A 14180-nucleotide genomic window follows, 5' to 3' on the forward strand; every position below is an offset into this window, starting at 1 on the left:
AACATTGAGGCAACCTGGTTGGCAAACTAACCGCCCTCGCCCCTTTCAGACCCCTTCGACGAGAATCCAATTGCTGATGGCGATTTGAGCGCAATACCGAATAATCTACGAAGGAAGCGCCGTACTACCGAATCAGAAAGACGGCACCGATTCTCGAAACTCCGTACTCTTTCCGTACAATTCGCTTCAGCAACAAAAAAGGCCCGCATCGCATTGATGTAGGCCTTTGATTTTACTAAATAAATTTGGTGGGAAGTGCAAGTTTCGAACTTGCGACCCCTGCAGTGTGAATGGAGAAAAACGAAACTTTGGTGGACGTCGAGAGACCCGTTTTCATAGTGCGAGGCCGTCTTTCGTGTCTTTCGTTGTCTCCCCAAATTCACCCCGGTTTTTCATACTTTTTTCATACTCGATTTGCGGAAAACTTTCGTTTTCCAGTTCGAGCGCTGAGCGAAAAAACGAAAGTCCCGGTGCATCTCTGAACGTTGAAGCCCCTCCGCGCACCAGGCTGCCAATGGTGAGGGCAAGCCCGGTGGGGCCACCCTCGTCGCAATCCCAAGCGAGAAATGCCGAGTATGCCAGCCGGTTAACGTCATGGCAGTACTCGGAATACCGCACTAAATCTTAAAATCATCAAATGCGACGCGCTGGGCTCCAAACTCCTTCAACATCTCACGCGTAGCGTGGAGCATCGCCGGGGGGCCGCAGACATAAAAATCACTTTCGCGGGCATTCGTGTGATGGCGCAGGAACTCGTCCATAACCACCTGATGCACCATGCCTTGCAAAGGATAGGCTCCGCCGCCGTCGCCGTCGGACAACACCACATGCCACGAGAAGTTGGCGTGACGCCGCGCCAGCTCATCGAACTCTTCCCGGTATGGCACATCGCGCTCACTGCGCGCGCCATACCAGAAGTGGATCGGTTCCGACGCGCCCGATGCCAGCAGCGAATGGATCATTGCCCGCAGCGGCGCCATGCCTGCCCCGCCGCCGATGAAGATCTTCTCATTGCGTCCTTTGCGCAAAGCAAATTCGCCGAACGGTCCATTGAACGTTACCCTATCGCCAGGCTTGAGCGAATACACATACGACGAGCCCTTGCCAGGTGCGTGGCCGCTACCCAGCATGCCCGGCGTGAATCGGACCAGCAAGGACAGGCAGCCACCCGCTTGCGCGGGAGGTTTGGACAGCGAATATGAACGGCGCAATCCCGCTTTGGAGCGCAATACTGAAGGCAGTGAGATTGCCTTCCAATCGTCATGATGATGTTCCGGCAAATGAATATCACTCACGGCCAATTTGTAGCGCGGGATCTGCAACTGCACATAGCTGCCCGGCCGGAACTCAGGCCCAGCCTTCTGGTCAGGGCGCAATACGATTTCGCGCAGGAACGGCGTAATGGCAGTGACCTGCTCCACAACGGCTTCCCGGCTGACCATCAGCGCGGCACCGTGGCTGACAGCAATCTCCATGTCCCCTTCCACCACCATGCCGCAGGCTAACCGATGGCCACGCCGCACACGCTGCTCGGCGATGTGCTCCATATCGGACGAGGACGCCGCTGGCGCTTGGTGACAGGCCCGGACTTCGCACAAACCGCAGCTCTGGCCACCGCCGCAGTTGGATGGCAGTTGGATGCCGGATCGCGCCAGGGCATCGAACACCGAGTCGCCCACATGGCTCTTGACGATTCCCAGCCGTTTGCCAGCCTCGTCCAGCACGGTGATGTGTTTAGGCGGCAGCCAGCGCGCCGGCACGAACTCGTGCAACCGCACGCTGGTGCACAGCAACCAGAGACCAGTCAGCGCCATCCACAATCCCGCCCCGGCAGCCAGCACCACCAGCGAGTTATTGAAATCCTCGCGGCCGCTGTAATCCATGATGTGCAACATCCAGGCAATATCGAACAGGCGCCAGGTCGCATTGCGGCGTTCCAGGATACGTCCGTCTTCGGCCGACACATAGATCGTGGTTGCATCTTCGTCGTCGAAGTCCACGCGCCAGCTCGGACCTGAATGTTTGCGCGTTTCGAGTGTCGGCTGTTTCTGAAGTTGCGGCGTGCCTGGCTTACCGGCCCCCTTATAGTCTGCACGCGCCACTTCGAGCGCGTGTCCAGCCGTCACTTGCAGCGGCTGCCCACTGCGCGCATCGACCAACCAGGTGCCTTCGCTATTTTTCAGGCGGTAGGCCGGCACCTGCGCCAGCCAGTGGCTGTCAAGCGATTCGACCGGCGCCTTCGCAGCAGCCAGGATCGTAGCCGGCGGCATCAGTTCCGCCGCTGGCCAAACGGCTAGCGGCTTGGCGGGTGCACGATGTGCCTGCCCCGCGACCACATGGTGGTCGAAAAGGCTCATGACCAGGCCGCTGGCCAACCAGAGCAGGAACTGCAATCCCACCAGAAGGCCAACCCATTTATGTAGTTTTCGCAGCAGCGGAGTCATCGGGCAGTCCTCCGGCGCACGGTGAACCAAAGCAGCCAGAGGCCACTTAACGCAAACAGGGTTCCGGCCACGGAGGCCACGCGCAGCAGCGTGTTATTGACATCGGTGCGCTTGTCGTAATCCATGATGTGCAACATCCATAAGAAGTCGAATACTCGCCACAAAGTATGGCGTTTCGCAATGACTTCGCCTGTAGTGGGCGAGATCCACAGTGTGGTGAAGTCGTCATCCTCGAAGTCGGCGCGCCATAAAGGCGCCTTGCGAGAGGCCACTTCCTGCGGCAGCTCTTGCAGGAGGCTCATCTGCTTCAACCCGCCCTCGCCTTGGTACGCTTCCAGCGCCACGCGCTGCGCGCGCTGCTGGTCAAGCGGTTCGAGGCGCTTGCCGTTCCAGGCGTCGACCAGACTGATGCCATCAGCGTGCTTGACCTCATATACTTCCGCTTCCAGCAACCGTTTCAGCCGAAAGCCTGTCATCGTCGGAAACTGCGCGGCCAACTGGGCTGGCTGTATCCCCACTGCCTTCGCCTCCACCGGTGGGCGCTCGGCATGGGCCAGGTGGTCGCCATGGATGACGTCGATCGAGATTGCCGTCATGTATAGCCCGCTCGCCATCCAGAACAGCGCCTGGATGCCAACCAGCAGGCCGAGCCACTTGTGTAAGCGGCGTGACCAAAATGCTTGTTTCATAAAATCCTCAGTAATCCGTGCCGAGCTGGCCCTGTGGTGAAGTACACCACAGGGCCGCTAGCTTACATGCGATAGCTCAGTTTGACGTGCCAACGACGACCCAGCAAATCGTAGGTCATCGTGTCGGTGTTGGCGTCGGTCCAGCTCTGAATGAACGGAGCCTTCTTGTCCCACAGGTTGTCGATACCGAAAGCCAGTGTCATGGACTTGCCAAACGTGCGCTTGAACTGCAAGTTATGGTAGGTCACGCTCGGCGCATGGTCACCGATGTCGCCCGCACTTGCATTCAGGTCGGTTGCCTTGCCGATGTATTGCAGGCTGTACGAACCCGACCATTCACCACGCGACACCGTCAACGTGTCGAACGAGCGCCACTTGGTGAAACTACCGCGCCCGCCGGTGATCTTGCCGGCATACGCAAGCGTTTCACCGCCTTCGAATGGCGTGACATCATAATTCTTCAGATACGACGCTTCGGCATTCAGCGAAGCCTTGTATCCGGCGAACTGGAAGGTGTACAGGCCACCCAGGTCGAGGCCCGAAATGTTCTCATGCGCAGCATTGGCAGGCTGAGCGGACAGGAAGTCCACCTCACCGGTGAGGCTGTTACGAGTGAAGTGCTCGCTGCTGCAGAACAGGTGGCTACGTCCCGTGGATTCATAGCAAGCGCGCAGCTTGGTAGAGCCGTCGACGCGCGCAATTGCATCGGTGATCTTGAAGCGGAAGTAGTCGACCGTCAGGACCAGATCGCGGGCAAAGTCCGGGGTCCAGACGGCGCCAGCCGTAAAGGTGCGGGCATCCTCCGGTTTCAGGTTCAGGTTTCCGCCCGACGTCGTGAGCACCGTATTGCCCAGCTGCTTGTAGCCAACGGGCACGCCCGCCGCCTTGCAGTTCGTAGCAATGACCGACGACGCCGGCAGCGCGCTCCAGTTGCTGCAAGGATCGGTCGTCGTCAGATTGCCTTCCGCCGTACCGCCATACAGTTCAGGAATGCTTGGGATGCGGAACGCCGTCGAATAATTGGCGCGCAGTTTCAGCGCGGGACGCACCTGCCAATCGACACCCGCTTTATAGCTCGTGTTGGAACCAAAGAGCTTGTACTTCGAGTAGCGCACTGCCGTATTCAAGGCCAGCGAGTCCGCCAGCCAGTGCTTGTCGAGCAGCGGAATAGCAGCTTCGGCGAACACTTCCTTCGCGTCGTAGTCGCCGGCAATAGCGCTTTGCTGGTTGGTATTGGCAATGCCCGACACCGTCATCTGGTCAGGATCAAGCCAGCCACGATCACGGCGCAGCTCCACACCCGAAGCGAAACCCACGTCGCCAGCAGGCAAGGTAAACAAGCGGCCGCGTACATTGGCTGTCAAGCTCTTCTGTTCGTTGCCACCGTTATCGCGCAGATCGGACATGATGTAACGCAGCACTTGTGGCGTCACATCGCCAAAGCCCAGGTAATCGGCGCAGGGGATCGTTGCATTGGCCGCCGTACTGCAGACTGCGCGATTCAGGGTCTGGTCAACGCGGTCCAGGTTGGCGACGTTGGTTGTGGTGCTGACGCCAGTGTTGCGCCCATAGTTAGCCGCGACGTTCCAGTCCCAGTGCTCGCCGATCTTGCCATCCATGCCGACCACCACGCGCGTAGTATCGACCTCCTGCAGGAAGTGGCGCACGCCGGCTTCCTCAAGGCGGCGGCGCTGCAGCAGCACATTCTGGCCAGTCGGATTGGTCGGATGGTTGGCTGCAATATTGATCGGACGGTAGACGCCCAGTGCACCTGGCGTCGCCAGCTGCTGGGAGCGGCGGTTGGTGTACATCAGTTCCGTGAACAGGTGTTTGTCACCGTCGAGATTCAGGGTACCGAATGTGCTGAAGCTCAGGCGTTTGATCGGGTTGACAGCATTCAGCGATGGATTGCTGTTGTAGTTGTGCTTGTCGCCATTGTAGCGCTCATAGAAGTTGCCATTTCCGCCCGGTGTCTGGTTGAAATTGACACGAGTCCCATCGGCCAGCACGCCACGACCACCGATGGTGGACGAGCTACCCACGCATACCAGTTTGCCATCGGCTTCGCCCAGGCCACACGGGGCACGGTCGGCCATGTTGACTGTACCGCTGTCGGTGTAGTCGAGCGCGGCCATCAGGCTGCCACGCTCACCGTTGATGCCCCACGCCAGGTTCGCTGCCTTGTCGCGCGCATCATCGCGGGTGGTCTGGCCGTAACGTGCCGTCATTTCCAGGCCGTCGAAGCCCTTCTTGGTGATCAGGTTGACCACGCCCGCCACAGCGTCGGCGCCGTAGATTGCGGAGGCGCCATCCTTCAGCACTTCCATGCGCTGGATCATCGCCACGGGGATCATGTTCAAATCCACCGAGCTGTTGGCGCCTGTGCCGCCACTGACCACGCGGCGGCCGTTGATAAGTACCAGCGTGCGGTTCGAGCCAAGGCCGCGCAGATTCACTTGCGTGGTGCCGTAACCGTTTTCGCCCCAGTAGGCGTTGGTCTGGTTACCGGCAAAACCAGCCGAGGCCGACATGCGCTGCAGCAGGGTATCCACCGACGTGGCTCCCGAGCGCTCGATGGCGTCCTTGTCGATCACCGTGACGGCACCGATGCCTGTCATCATGGAGCGGTTCAGGCTCAGGTGGCTGCCGGTGATCACCACCTGTTCAACATCCTTGCCTGCATTCTGGGTTTGTGCGGTGGCATTGAGTGCAACGCCTGCGGCCAATACAGCTTGAATGGCGGTTGCCATGGTCTTTTGCTTCAACATCGGAACTTCCTTTCGCATCATTTCAGCCCTGGCCACAACAATCGATGCGTAGCGCTAGGGCGACTCCACTGCCGCGCAATGTGCGCGACGTCTTTTTCTGGAATAGCTGACCCGGACGACGGCGGGGAACCGTCTAGTCAGTTGTGCTTAGGAGAAATGCTGACGCGGGGGGCGTTCTAACCCCTCTGGGATATAGCCGACGTGAGATACCGGCAGCACTGCGAGATACGGCCTCGAAATTTCCCAAGGTGCGGGATTGCCGCTCAAGTTAGGCAGCGCGGCATAAGCACCGCAACACGTCACGCAGGGACCGCACACACTCTGATCCGCTTCCTGCGCCGGTGCTTTGACAACCTTCTTGATTTGCTTGGTGCCGTGCCGGCCCATTGTCGCCTTCTGGCGTTTCACCCGCTGCGAGACTTTTGCGTAGCCCGCATGCCCAACCTTCATGGTGTGCCCACTTGGTTGACGCTGGTGGCCAATATCGCAAGAAAGTTGCGCGACGCTGATCTGTGCCTGCGCCGGGAGCGCAAGCATCAGCAACCACAACAACCATGTCTTGACGAAACGATTCATGATTTTCAGTCTAACATGGTTTTTCAATGAAGCAAAAGCGCGCGTTCTGAATTGGCTGCCTCTATGTTTCCTGGATAAGACACTATGCGTGTTTGATACGGCCGGACGGCAGCCGGGGCGAAGTCAGGTGCCCCGGCTGCCTCACCTTGCAGGTGGAATCCTCGTCAGTCTCGATGCTTCGCCGGGAAGCCCGCCTCGGCCAGCGTGGTGCAAATATCCGCTACTGACACTGTCGATGACACCAGCACGGTACGCTGCGCTAGGTCGATCTCGAAAGTCGCTTCGTCATCGACAGCCTTGATTGCGCGCCCTACTTTGCCCGCACAACCGCCGCACGTCATGTCCTGCACTTCTAATGTGATCATAATGTCACTCCTAAATGATTGGAGCACCCAGTATCTGGCTTGCCACGGTGGGAAGGTCAAGCCCGGCACCCGCCCCATTCTCCCGCCGGGATAGGCAGGATCCAGCAGTCAGTCCTTCCCGGCGTCTTTGCAAATCGTGTAGCATCGTGCCTGCAAGCGCCCATGATTTCCCGCCCCAGACCCAATGACCAATTTCCACCGCCGTAGCATCCTTGTGTTGGGTTTGTTCCTGTGCAGCGCCATGCGCTCGACTGCTGCCGGAACCGTCCCGGTTCGCATTGCCCTGTCCGATGCCATGCCTCCCATCAGCTTTATGGAGCATGGCCAGGCCAATGGCATGTTCCGAGAAATGCTGGAAGCCTTGTTCGAGCAGGCCCCTGGCTATCGCGCCGAATTCAACGCCTATCCATGGGCACGAGCACAATGGCTGCTGCAGAATCACCAGATGGACCTGTTCCTGACCTTCCCTTCGCAGGATCGCCGGAAATACGCGGAGTTCACGCGGCAAGCGGTATTCACGCTCGATTATGGCAACCTCGTCTACCGCGCCGGCAACAGCAACGCCGACAAGATCCTCGCTGCCAACAGTTTCGAAGATCTGCGCAGCTTAGTGTTTATCAGCCAGGACATGGTGGCATGGGAGAAGGAGAACGTTCCTCCATTCATTTCCCGCTATAGCGTGCATAACCCAGCGGCAATCATGCATATGGCCTACCAGCGCAAGACCGGCGACTTCTTCATCATGCCGGTCGAGCAGGCAATCTACTATTCGAATATGCTCGGCTACCGCAAGCAGCTCGCGATTCGTAAAGTCGACTTCATCCCTAATAGTCAGGTGCCATTCCACATTGGCGTACGCAGGTCATACAGCGGCGGCGAGCAGCTGCTCGCCACACTTGAGGCAGCAATGAAAACGCCGGGCTTCCAGGCCAGGCGCCGGGCGATCGAACAGAAATACCGCACCCTGGCGACGGCACAAGCACCTCAGAGTGGCGCGTCCCGCTTGAAGTAAGCCGTCAGGCCGCCGTAGGCGGCGCCAGGATAGTCAACCACGACGCCGCGAACAATGCCGCCAGCAAGACCACCGCTTCGATCTGCAGCAATGCCCGCACAGTTGTCTGTGCGCGCGGATCCCGCACAACCATTGGCAGACCGAACAGCTTGTTAAAGCCCCCCAGACACAGGGCCACGGCAACCATGGACAGCTTAACCGTTAAGGCCATCACATAACCATTGGCAGGCAGCAGCGCGCCGACGCTGCCGATACGATGCCAACCGTTGTAGGCTCCTGTCACCGCGACGACTAATACGGCCACCATCGCCGCGTCGGACATGCGCGCGAGGTAGCGATTGGCATCCCCACCATCGACAACCATTGGCGCGCTGGGCGCCAGCGCGGGTCCTGCCGACACCAGGACAATGCCGAGCCAGGCGCCGATAGACGCCAGGTGCAGCGCCTCCATCACATGAGTTGCCGTCAACAACCCTGCCTCCCCAGCATGCCCCATCGACGCACGAGCGAAGGTCAGCAACAACAGCCCACCTAGTTCAACGGACCACCAGGCTCCCGACGGTGCAAACCATCGGAGCCCAAAGAGTGCGATAAGTGCGAGCAGGACGACGCAACCCGTGCGCCCGAAATCCGTACCCAGCATCGGCAGCAAAGCCTGGTACGCATCGGCCAGCGGCAGACCACTCATCGCCGCAGCTCCAGCCATTAGCACCAGCAGTGCGCCTACGATAGCCAGTCCCGATGCCCACAGGTCAAAGGTCCGCAACTGTCGGACCGCGTCTCCGCCGCCAGCGCGGCCCACCAGCCAACGTCGTGCAATCAGAGAGCCTACCAGCCAGCAATAACCGACCGACAGCATGAAAGCCGCCATCGCCTGCAACATCAGGACCGGATCCATCATTTCACCGTGAACTTGAACTCGCCGGTACGGCGATGCCCATCGTGGCCGGCGACCGCCCATTTCACCGTATAGGCGCCGGCGCCAAGCGCTGGCACGGCCAGTTTGACCGCCGCTGGGTTTCCAGCGTCCGGCACCGCCTTGCCGGCACTTACCTTATCTCCCTTGGCGTTGCTGACCGTGACACTGGTAAAGGCGGGCTCGATCTTCTCGTTGAAGGTAAGCACGATGTGCTGGGGCGGCGCTGCAAGCACCGCGCCGGACTGCGGCTCCGATGCTTTCAGCACGGCGTGCGCAGCTGCCAAGGGACTGGCCACGGCAGTTGCCAGTAGTGCGCCCCCGGCGATCAAAGATCGTAATGTCTTCATGATGTGATCTCGCACGCCTTACTTCGCGCCGTCCAGGGCCGTGACGGTCAGGGCGCCGTTCACCTTCTCCACCGTGAACTTGACCTTGTCGCCGGCCTTCACCTTCTCCAGCATGGCCGGATCCTTGACGCGGAACACCATGGTCATGGCACCCATGCCCATGTTCTTAAGTTCGCCGTGCTTGATGGTGAGTTTCTTGGCTTCTTTGTCCACCTTTTTGATTTCGCCGTCCGTGGTATCGGCAGCAGCCGCAGGAGCGGAATGCGCAGCATGGTCATGGTCACTATGCTGTGCCAGGGCCGGAGCGCCCATCAGGGTGGCGCAAACGAGCGCAGTTGCACGCAGGGTGTTGGTCATCGATTTCATCGCTATTCTCCTAATATGGTTGATTCAATGCTGGCTGTGGCCAGCGGGTTTGCGGACGTTGACTTCAACGTCTTTCGGGTACTTCAACGGCATCAGCTTGCCGCCCGCGTCGCGCGAACGCTGCGGTTCGGGCAAGCTGCCGGTCCATTCGTAGGCGACCGTACCGGCAGGATGCTGGTACCAGCCCGGATCACTATAGTCGCCGCGCTTCTGGTTCTTGCGCACTTTGAGCACGGTGAACATGCCGCCCATTTCAACGCCGCCAAACGGGCCCTCCCCTGTCATCATCGGCAGGGTGTTTTCCGGCAGCGGCATTTCCATGCCGTCCATAGAGCCACCTTTATCGCCCATCACCATGTAGTCCGGCACGATCTTGTTGATTCGTTCGGCAACACCGCGATGATCGACGCCGATCAGGTTCGGCACATCGTGCCCCATGGCGTTCATCGTATGGTGCGACTTATGGCAGTGGAACGCCCAGTCGCCCGGCTCGCTGGCAATGAACTCAATGGCCCGCATCTGCCCCACGGCCACGTCGGTCGTCACCTCCGGCCAGCGCGAGGCCGGCGGCGTCCAGCCGCCATCGGTCCCGGTCACGACAAACTCGTGGCCATGCAGATGGATAGGATGGTTCGTCATGGTCAGATTGCCCGCGCGGATGCGTACCTTGTCACCCTGGCGCACCACCATCGGATCGATCCCAGGGAACGCGCGGCTGTTGAACGTCCACAGATTGAAGTCGAGCATCGTGTTGGTCTTCGGCGTATAGCTGCCCGGCTCGATATCGTAGGCGCTGAGCAGGAAGACGAAGTCACGGTCGACGGCCATGAACGAAGGGTCTTTCGGATGGGTGATCCAAAAACCCATCATGCCCATCGCCATCTGCGTCATTTCGTCGGCATGCGGGTGATACATAAAGGTGCCAGGGCGGCGCGCCACAAATTCGTAGACAAAGGTCTTGCCCGGCGCGATGCCCGGCTGGTTCAGCCCCGTCACACCGTCCATGCCATTCGGCAGGCGCTGGCCATGCCAGTGCACGCTGGTATGTTCCGGGAGCCTGTTGGTCACGAAGATCCGCACCCGATCGCCTTCCACTACCTCAATGGTCGGGCCTGGCGATTGGCCGTTATAGCCCCACAAGTTGGCCTTCATGCCCGGTGCGAACTCGCGCACCACCGGTTCGGCAATCAAGTGAAACTCCTTGACGCCATTATTCATGCGCCATGGCAAAGACCAGCCGTTGAGTGTAACAACCGGGCTGAAGGGACGGCCGTTGGGTGGCGGAGGCGGCACGATGGTTTTCGCGCCGTCCATGATGACGGCTTCGGGCAAGGTTGCGGCGCCCGCCTTGCTGATGGCGGTGGCGCTGACAGCCACGGCGCCTGCACCTTTAAAGAAATCTCGTCGGGAAATCATTGCATGGTCCTTATTCGTTGGCGCCGGCGCCATTGATGGCGGCCTGCAGCGCGGTGTCGGCGATCCAAAAATCGCGCTGGGTTTCAATGGCGGTGTTGACACTGCTGAGTTGTTCGCGCGCGTCGGCCAGCAACTCGAAGACGCTGGCCAGCATCCCGTTGTAACGCAACAGGACCTCGTCCGAGATCTTCTTGCGCAGCGGCACCACGTCGTCTCGGTAGTGCCGCGCGATATCGTAAGTGGTACGGTAGGCGGAATAGGCTTCGCGCACTTCGGAGCGCGCCCGGACCGCCTTGTCCGCAGTGCGGTGCACCGCTTGCATGTACAGGCCCTGCGCCTCGGCCACCCGTGCGCCACCCCAGTCGAAGATCGGCAGTTCGAGGGAAATCTCGTAGCCATTCTCGCGCGGGGCGCCGTTGGTGCTCTTGTTTGCATAGCCAGCATCGAGCACATTGATGAAGCGTGTGGCTCGCGTCAGTCCCAGCGCGGACGCCGTCGCTTCCACGTCCCGCCGCGCGATCAGCACGTCGAGACGTTGCGCCATGGCCTGGGCTTCCGCATCCCGCCCATCGCGCAGATCGGTCGGCAAGTCCGGCAGGCGATCTGGCAATTGCAACGACTGCTGCGCATCCCACAGGCCCAAGAGGCGGACCAACTGCTCACGCGTGGCCGTTGCCTCGTGGCGTGCGCGTGCCAATTGCGTCTGCGTATCCTGATAAAAAGCCCGCTCGCGCGCCTGGTCCAGTTTGCTCCAGTTGCCAACCTTGGTCATCCGGTCGGCCAGCTCCACCGACGCTTCCGCAGCACCCCGGACTTGCTCGGCAAAGGCGGCCGACTGGGCGGCGGCCACCGCAGTAAAGTACGCTTTGCGGGTGGCGTTGGCCAACTGAACCGCCTGCCCCGCGGCCATCAGCTTGGCTTGTTCGAATCGTCGCTTCTCAATACCGGACCGGGTTGGCAGCGTCAACAGTCCGATCACATCGAACGAGACGCTGCGCTCGATCTCCACCTCGTCGCCGCCACGCATCTTGCCGAAGCTAAAGCCAGGATTGCGCATCCGGCCGGCCTGGACGAACTGCGCTTCGGAGACACCAAGCTCCGCAAGGCTGGTCCGCAAAGCGGGATTGTTCATCAGCGCAATCTTCACTGCTGCGTCCGCCGTCAACGGTTGCGCCAGCAGTACGCGTACTTCGTCGGAGGTGCGCTGGTCTCCGTCGGCAGTGGTTTTCGCCAGCACTACAGGCTGACCAACGCGTTCCTGGGTCAAGCGCGATACTTCGCCATAGCCGCCGTCGGCTGAGAAGTTCGCGCAGCCCGCCAATACGAGCACAGACACGCCGATCGCTGTCCGACGCAGGATGGGAATCAGTACAGTTGCCATGTCACTTCTCCTTCGCCGGTGCATGGTGCCCGTCATGCTTGTTGGTCGCAGGCTTGGCTTCTTTCGGTACCACAGGCGTTGCGGCGACGGGCGTAGCCGGCGGTGCCATCACATGATCGCTGTGGCCGGCGTGCCCAGCTGCTGCGCTTCCGGCGACCTGTCGGTTGGCGTCGACCCACAGTTGGTCCGGGGTCGACTGGTCTTCCATCCGCTTCCCACTATCGGAAAATACGGATTGGTATATCAGGGGCGCTACAGGCGCAGCCGGATCCGCCACCGCAGGCAAGGGCCTTGCGGACTGCGCGGATGCGGCAAGCGACACTGCGGCTACTGCCAGCGGCAGTAATCGAATAGTCTTCATGACGATCTCAATAGGTCAAAGCGGCTGGCGCGAGCCAGCGGGAGGCGGAACAGCGTCCGCAACGACTGCGGTCAGCAGGCGAGCCGAGGGGGGCGTTCGAGTGTAGGCGGGACGAATGCGGTCATCGCGGGTTCGCGCGAAGACCAGGCACTGAGAGAAGTAAAGTGGCCGGAAAGGCCAGCCAATGCACTTGGCGGCGCGACGGCACCGACACAGCAGTTGGCGCTGCTGTTGCACTTGGCGTGGGGACTTCCCACCTTGGCGATCTGGTCACCCTCATGGCAACACTCCGCCATACCAGCCATGTCGGCTGGTCCGGCCTCAGATTGCATTGCCATATGAGCATGATGCTCCGTCGCCATGGCGGCGCCGGCTGGCATGGCCGCAATCGCGCCACCCTGCAAAGGCAGGACTGCGATGACGAATACCAGCAAGTAATGGAGCAAGATACGCATGGAGGGAAATCTTAACCTAAATCAAGGAACCGCAGCAACAAGATCACTCTACACCTTCCCATGACAGGAAGGTCAAGGTGAATGCGCGACATGCGCGCAGCCACCCTGCACCTTCCAGTGCCTTTTCGACAAGTTCTTTCCCGGGCGTGCCGACCGCTCCAGCCCAACCACCGATCGCGCCGCGGACCGGACCGAAACGTAGCCGGCCAGTCCGCGTCGTCGCTACGCCGCAGTGCCCATCTTCTGGCAAGCGGCTGCGCAATCGCGGCACGCCTGCGCACAACGCTGGCAATGATCCATCCGGTGCTTGCCGCACTCTTCCGCACAAGCGGTGCAGACTTGGGCGCATAGCCGGCAGAATGCTGAGGCGTGGATGCTGGCACGGGCCATGACTGCCGCTGCCAGGCGGCAAACCTGGGCGCAATCGATATCATTGGCGATACATTTAGCCATCATTTGCATATCCTCTTCACGCAGACAGGATGCAGCGCAGTGGTCGCAAGCATCTGCGCAGCGATTGCAGGCATCAATACATGATTGGACGTCGAGCTGGTTCATGGTTTTACTCCTTTAGATCGTGTTCTTCGAGATTTCTGGCGTTGTGACCAGAGGGCGCGGCCGAAATGGCTTGCCCTGCCGCGAGTGGAGGCAGGCATGCGCCAGTGTTGTCTTGGAGTTGGCTTGCTAGCAGCCACGCTTAGGCGGGGGTTTCGGGCAAGGAGTGATATGGCTTTCAAATGAGACAGGCGCAGCGACGGTGACATCTGGTTGCGCCCCCTGGGCGAGCGGCAGCTCAATAAGTGGTGGTGGCGCCGCCGGTCCTAGTCCACATGACATACAAGGATGGCAAGGTTTCAACTGCATATCCTGCACGGCAGAACTCCCCGCACCCTCCGCGCGAGCTTTGTGACATGGCTCCTTCTGCGTCTCAGCGACGGAGGAAATGCGGATCAACAAGCCAGTGCGCTGTTGCGTTCGGTCACAACATCCCCCGGTGGCGGCCGCAAGCCCTTGCAGCGGCACGCACACCATCAACAAACACAGTAGCCATGTTCGAAGCCGACGGTTCATCGCCATAGAT

13 protein-coding genes are annotated in these 14180 nt (G+C 60.2%); 2 read left to right on the forward strand and 11 right to left on the reverse strand.

The annotated features are described in order from the left end of the window. Positions 1-617 precede the first annotated feature (617 nt). From AAHE99_RS03625 to AAHE99_RS03645, 5 genes are all read right to left on the reverse strand, one after another. The gene (locus AAHE99_RS03625) at positions 618-2444 is read right to left on the reverse strand and encodes a 2Fe-2S iron-sulfur cluster-binding protein (RefSeq protein WP_342114501.1); all 1827 of its coding nucleotides are present in this window, start codon (positions 2442-2444) and stop codon (positions 618-620) included. Continuing rightward, positions 2441-3133: a PepSY domain-containing protein gene (locus AAHE99_RS03630; RefSeq protein ID WP_342114502.1), complete on the reverse strand. Its 693-nt coding sequence runs from the start codon at positions 3131-3133 to the stop codon at positions 2441-2443. The genes AAHE99_RS03625 and AAHE99_RS03630 overlap by 4 nt, the downstream gene beginning before the upstream one ends. A gap of 62 nt (positions 3134-3195) precedes the next feature. Further along, a complete protein-coding gene (locus AAHE99_RS03635; RefSeq protein ID WP_342114504.1) occupies positions 3196-5883 on the reverse strand; it encodes a TonB-dependent receptor in 2688 nt (895 codons plus the stop codon). A gap of 165 nt (positions 5884-6048) precedes the next feature. Continuing rightward, complete coding sequence (locus AAHE99_RS03640; RefSeq protein WP_342114506.1) at positions 6049-6477, reverse strand: hypothetical protein; 429 nt, start codon at positions 6475-6477, stop codon at positions 6049-6051. A 164-nt stretch (positions 6478-6641) separates the two neighbouring features. Further along, a complete protein-coding gene (locus AAHE99_RS03645) occupies positions 6642-6842 on the reverse strand; it encodes a heavy-metal-associated domain-containing protein (RefSeq protein ID WP_342114508.1) in 201 nt (66 codons plus the stop codon). A gap of 184 nt (positions 6843-7026) precedes the next feature. Here AAHE99_RS03645 and AAHE99_RS03650 point away from each other — a divergent pair, with 184 nt between their 5' ends. Beyond that, on the forward strand, positions 7027-7854 hold the full coding sequence (locus AAHE99_RS03650; RefSeq protein WP_342114510.1) for a substrate-binding periplasmic protein: 828 nt from the start codon (positions 7027-7029) through the stop codon (positions 7852-7854). A gap of 4 nt (positions 7855-7858) precedes the next feature. On the opposite strand, the gene AAHE99_RS03655 is transcribed toward AAHE99_RS03650, so the two are convergent. Genes AAHE99_RS03655 through AAHE99_RS03675 form a run of 5 tightly spaced genes read right to left on the reverse strand, consistent with a single transcriptional unit; the run spans position 7859 to position 12283 of the window. Beyond that, positions 7859-8755: a CopD family protein gene (locus tag AAHE99_RS03655; protein WP_342114513.1), complete on the reverse strand. Its 897-nt coding sequence runs from the start codon at positions 8753-8755 to the stop codon at positions 7859-7861. Continuing rightward, positions 8752-9120 (reverse strand): copper resistance CopC family protein, encoded by a 369-nt coding sequence (locus AAHE99_RS03660; RefSeq protein WP_342114515.1) that lies wholly within the window; start codon positions 9118-9120, stop codon positions 8752-8754. The genes AAHE99_RS03655 and AAHE99_RS03660 overlap by 4 nt, the downstream gene beginning before the upstream one ends. Positions 9121-9138: 18 nt before the next feature. After that, complete coding sequence (locus tag AAHE99_RS03665) at positions 9139-9477, reverse strand: copper-binding protein (RefSeq protein ID WP_446728891.1); 339 nt, start codon at positions 9475-9477, stop codon at positions 9139-9141. 33 nt (positions 9478-9510) lie between these two features. After that, positions 9511-10902, reverse strand: a complete 1392-nt coding sequence (locus tag AAHE99_RS03670) for a copper oxidase (RefSeq protein WP_342114519.1) — start codon at positions 10900-10902, stop codon at positions 9511-9513. Between the two features lie 10 nt (positions 10903-10912). Continuing rightward, positions 10913-12283, reverse strand: a complete 1371-nt coding sequence (locus AAHE99_RS03675) for a TolC family protein (protein WP_342114521.1) — start codon at positions 12281-12283, stop codon at positions 10913-10915. Between the two features lie 699 nt (positions 12284-12982). Between AAHE99_RS03675 and AAHE99_RS03680 the strand changes: the two genes are divergently transcribed. Next, the gene (locus AAHE99_RS03680; protein WP_342114523.1) at positions 12983-13114 is read left to right on the forward strand and encodes a hypothetical protein; all 132 of its coding nucleotides are present in this window, start codon (positions 12983-12985) and stop codon (positions 13112-13114) included. Between the two features lie 207 nt (positions 13115-13321). On the opposite strand, the gene AAHE99_RS03685 is transcribed toward AAHE99_RS03680, so the two are convergent. Then, positions 13322-13657, reverse strand: coding sequence for a four-helix bundle copper-binding protein (locus AAHE99_RS03685; RefSeq protein ID WP_342114525.1), 336 nt, complete (start codon positions 13655-13657; stop codon positions 13322-13324). Positions 13658-14180: the final 523 nt, after the last annotated feature.

This window comes from Pseudoduganella sp. OTU4001, from assembly GCF_038440195.1.
Lineage (GTDB): Bacteria > Pseudomonadota > Gammaproteobacteria > Burkholderiales > Burkholderiaceae_D > Rugamonas.

Bases quoted from the DNA above. Each gene is read 5' to 3' on its own strand.
- AAHE99_RS03645 (WP_342114508.1), bottom strand. From the start codon at position 6,842: ATGATCACATTAGAAGTGCAGGACATGACGTGCGGCGGTTGTGCGGGC.
- AAHE99_RS03640 (WP_342114506.1), bottom strand. From the start codon at position 6,477: ATGAATCGTTTCGTCAAGACATGGTTGTTGTGGTTGCTGATGCTTGCG.
- AAHE99_RS03655 (WP_342114513.1), bottom strand. From the start codon at position 8,755: ATGATGGATCCGGTCCTGATGTTGCAGGCGATGGCGGCTTTCATGCTG.
- AAHE99_RS03625 (WP_342114501.1), bottom strand. From the start codon at position 2,444: ATGACTCCGCTGCTGCGAAAACTACATAAATGGGTTGGCCTTCTGGTG.
- AAHE99_RS03650 (WP_342114510.1), top strand. From the start codon at position 7,027: ATGACCAATTTCCACCGCCGTAGCATCCTTGTGTTGGGTTTGTTCCTG.
- AAHE99_RS03630 (WP_342114502.1), bottom strand. From the start codon at position 3,133: ATGAAACAAGCATTTTGGTCACGCCGCTTACACAAGTGGCTCGGCCTG.
- AAHE99_RS03635 (WP_342114504.1), bottom strand. From the start codon at position 5,883: ATGGCAACCGCCATTCAAGCTGTATTGGCCGCAGGCGTTGCACTCAAT.
- AAHE99_RS03675 (WP_342114521.1), bottom strand. From the start codon at position 12,283: ATGGCAACTGTACTGATTCCCATCCTGCGTCGGACAGCGATCGGCGTG.
- AAHE99_RS03680 (WP_342114523.1), top strand. From the start codon at position 12,983: ATGAGCATGATGCTCCGTCGCCATGGCGGCGCCGGCTGGCATGGCCGC.
- AAHE99_RS03685 (WP_342114525.1), bottom strand. From the start codon at position 13,657: ATGAACCAGCTCGACGTCCAATCATGTATTGATGCCTGCAATCGCTGC.
- AAHE99_RS03660 (WP_342114515.1), bottom strand. From the start codon at position 9,120: ATGAAGACATTACGATCTTTGATCGCCGGGGGCGCACTACTGGCAACT.
- AAHE99_RS03665 (WP_446728891.1), bottom strand. From the start codon at position 9,477: ATGACCAACACCCTGCGTGCAACTGCGCTCGTTTGCGCCACCCTGATG.
- AAHE99_RS03670 (WP_342114519.1), bottom strand. From the start codon at position 10,902: ATGATTTCCCGACGAGATTTCTTTAAAGGTGCAGGCGCCGTGGCTGTC.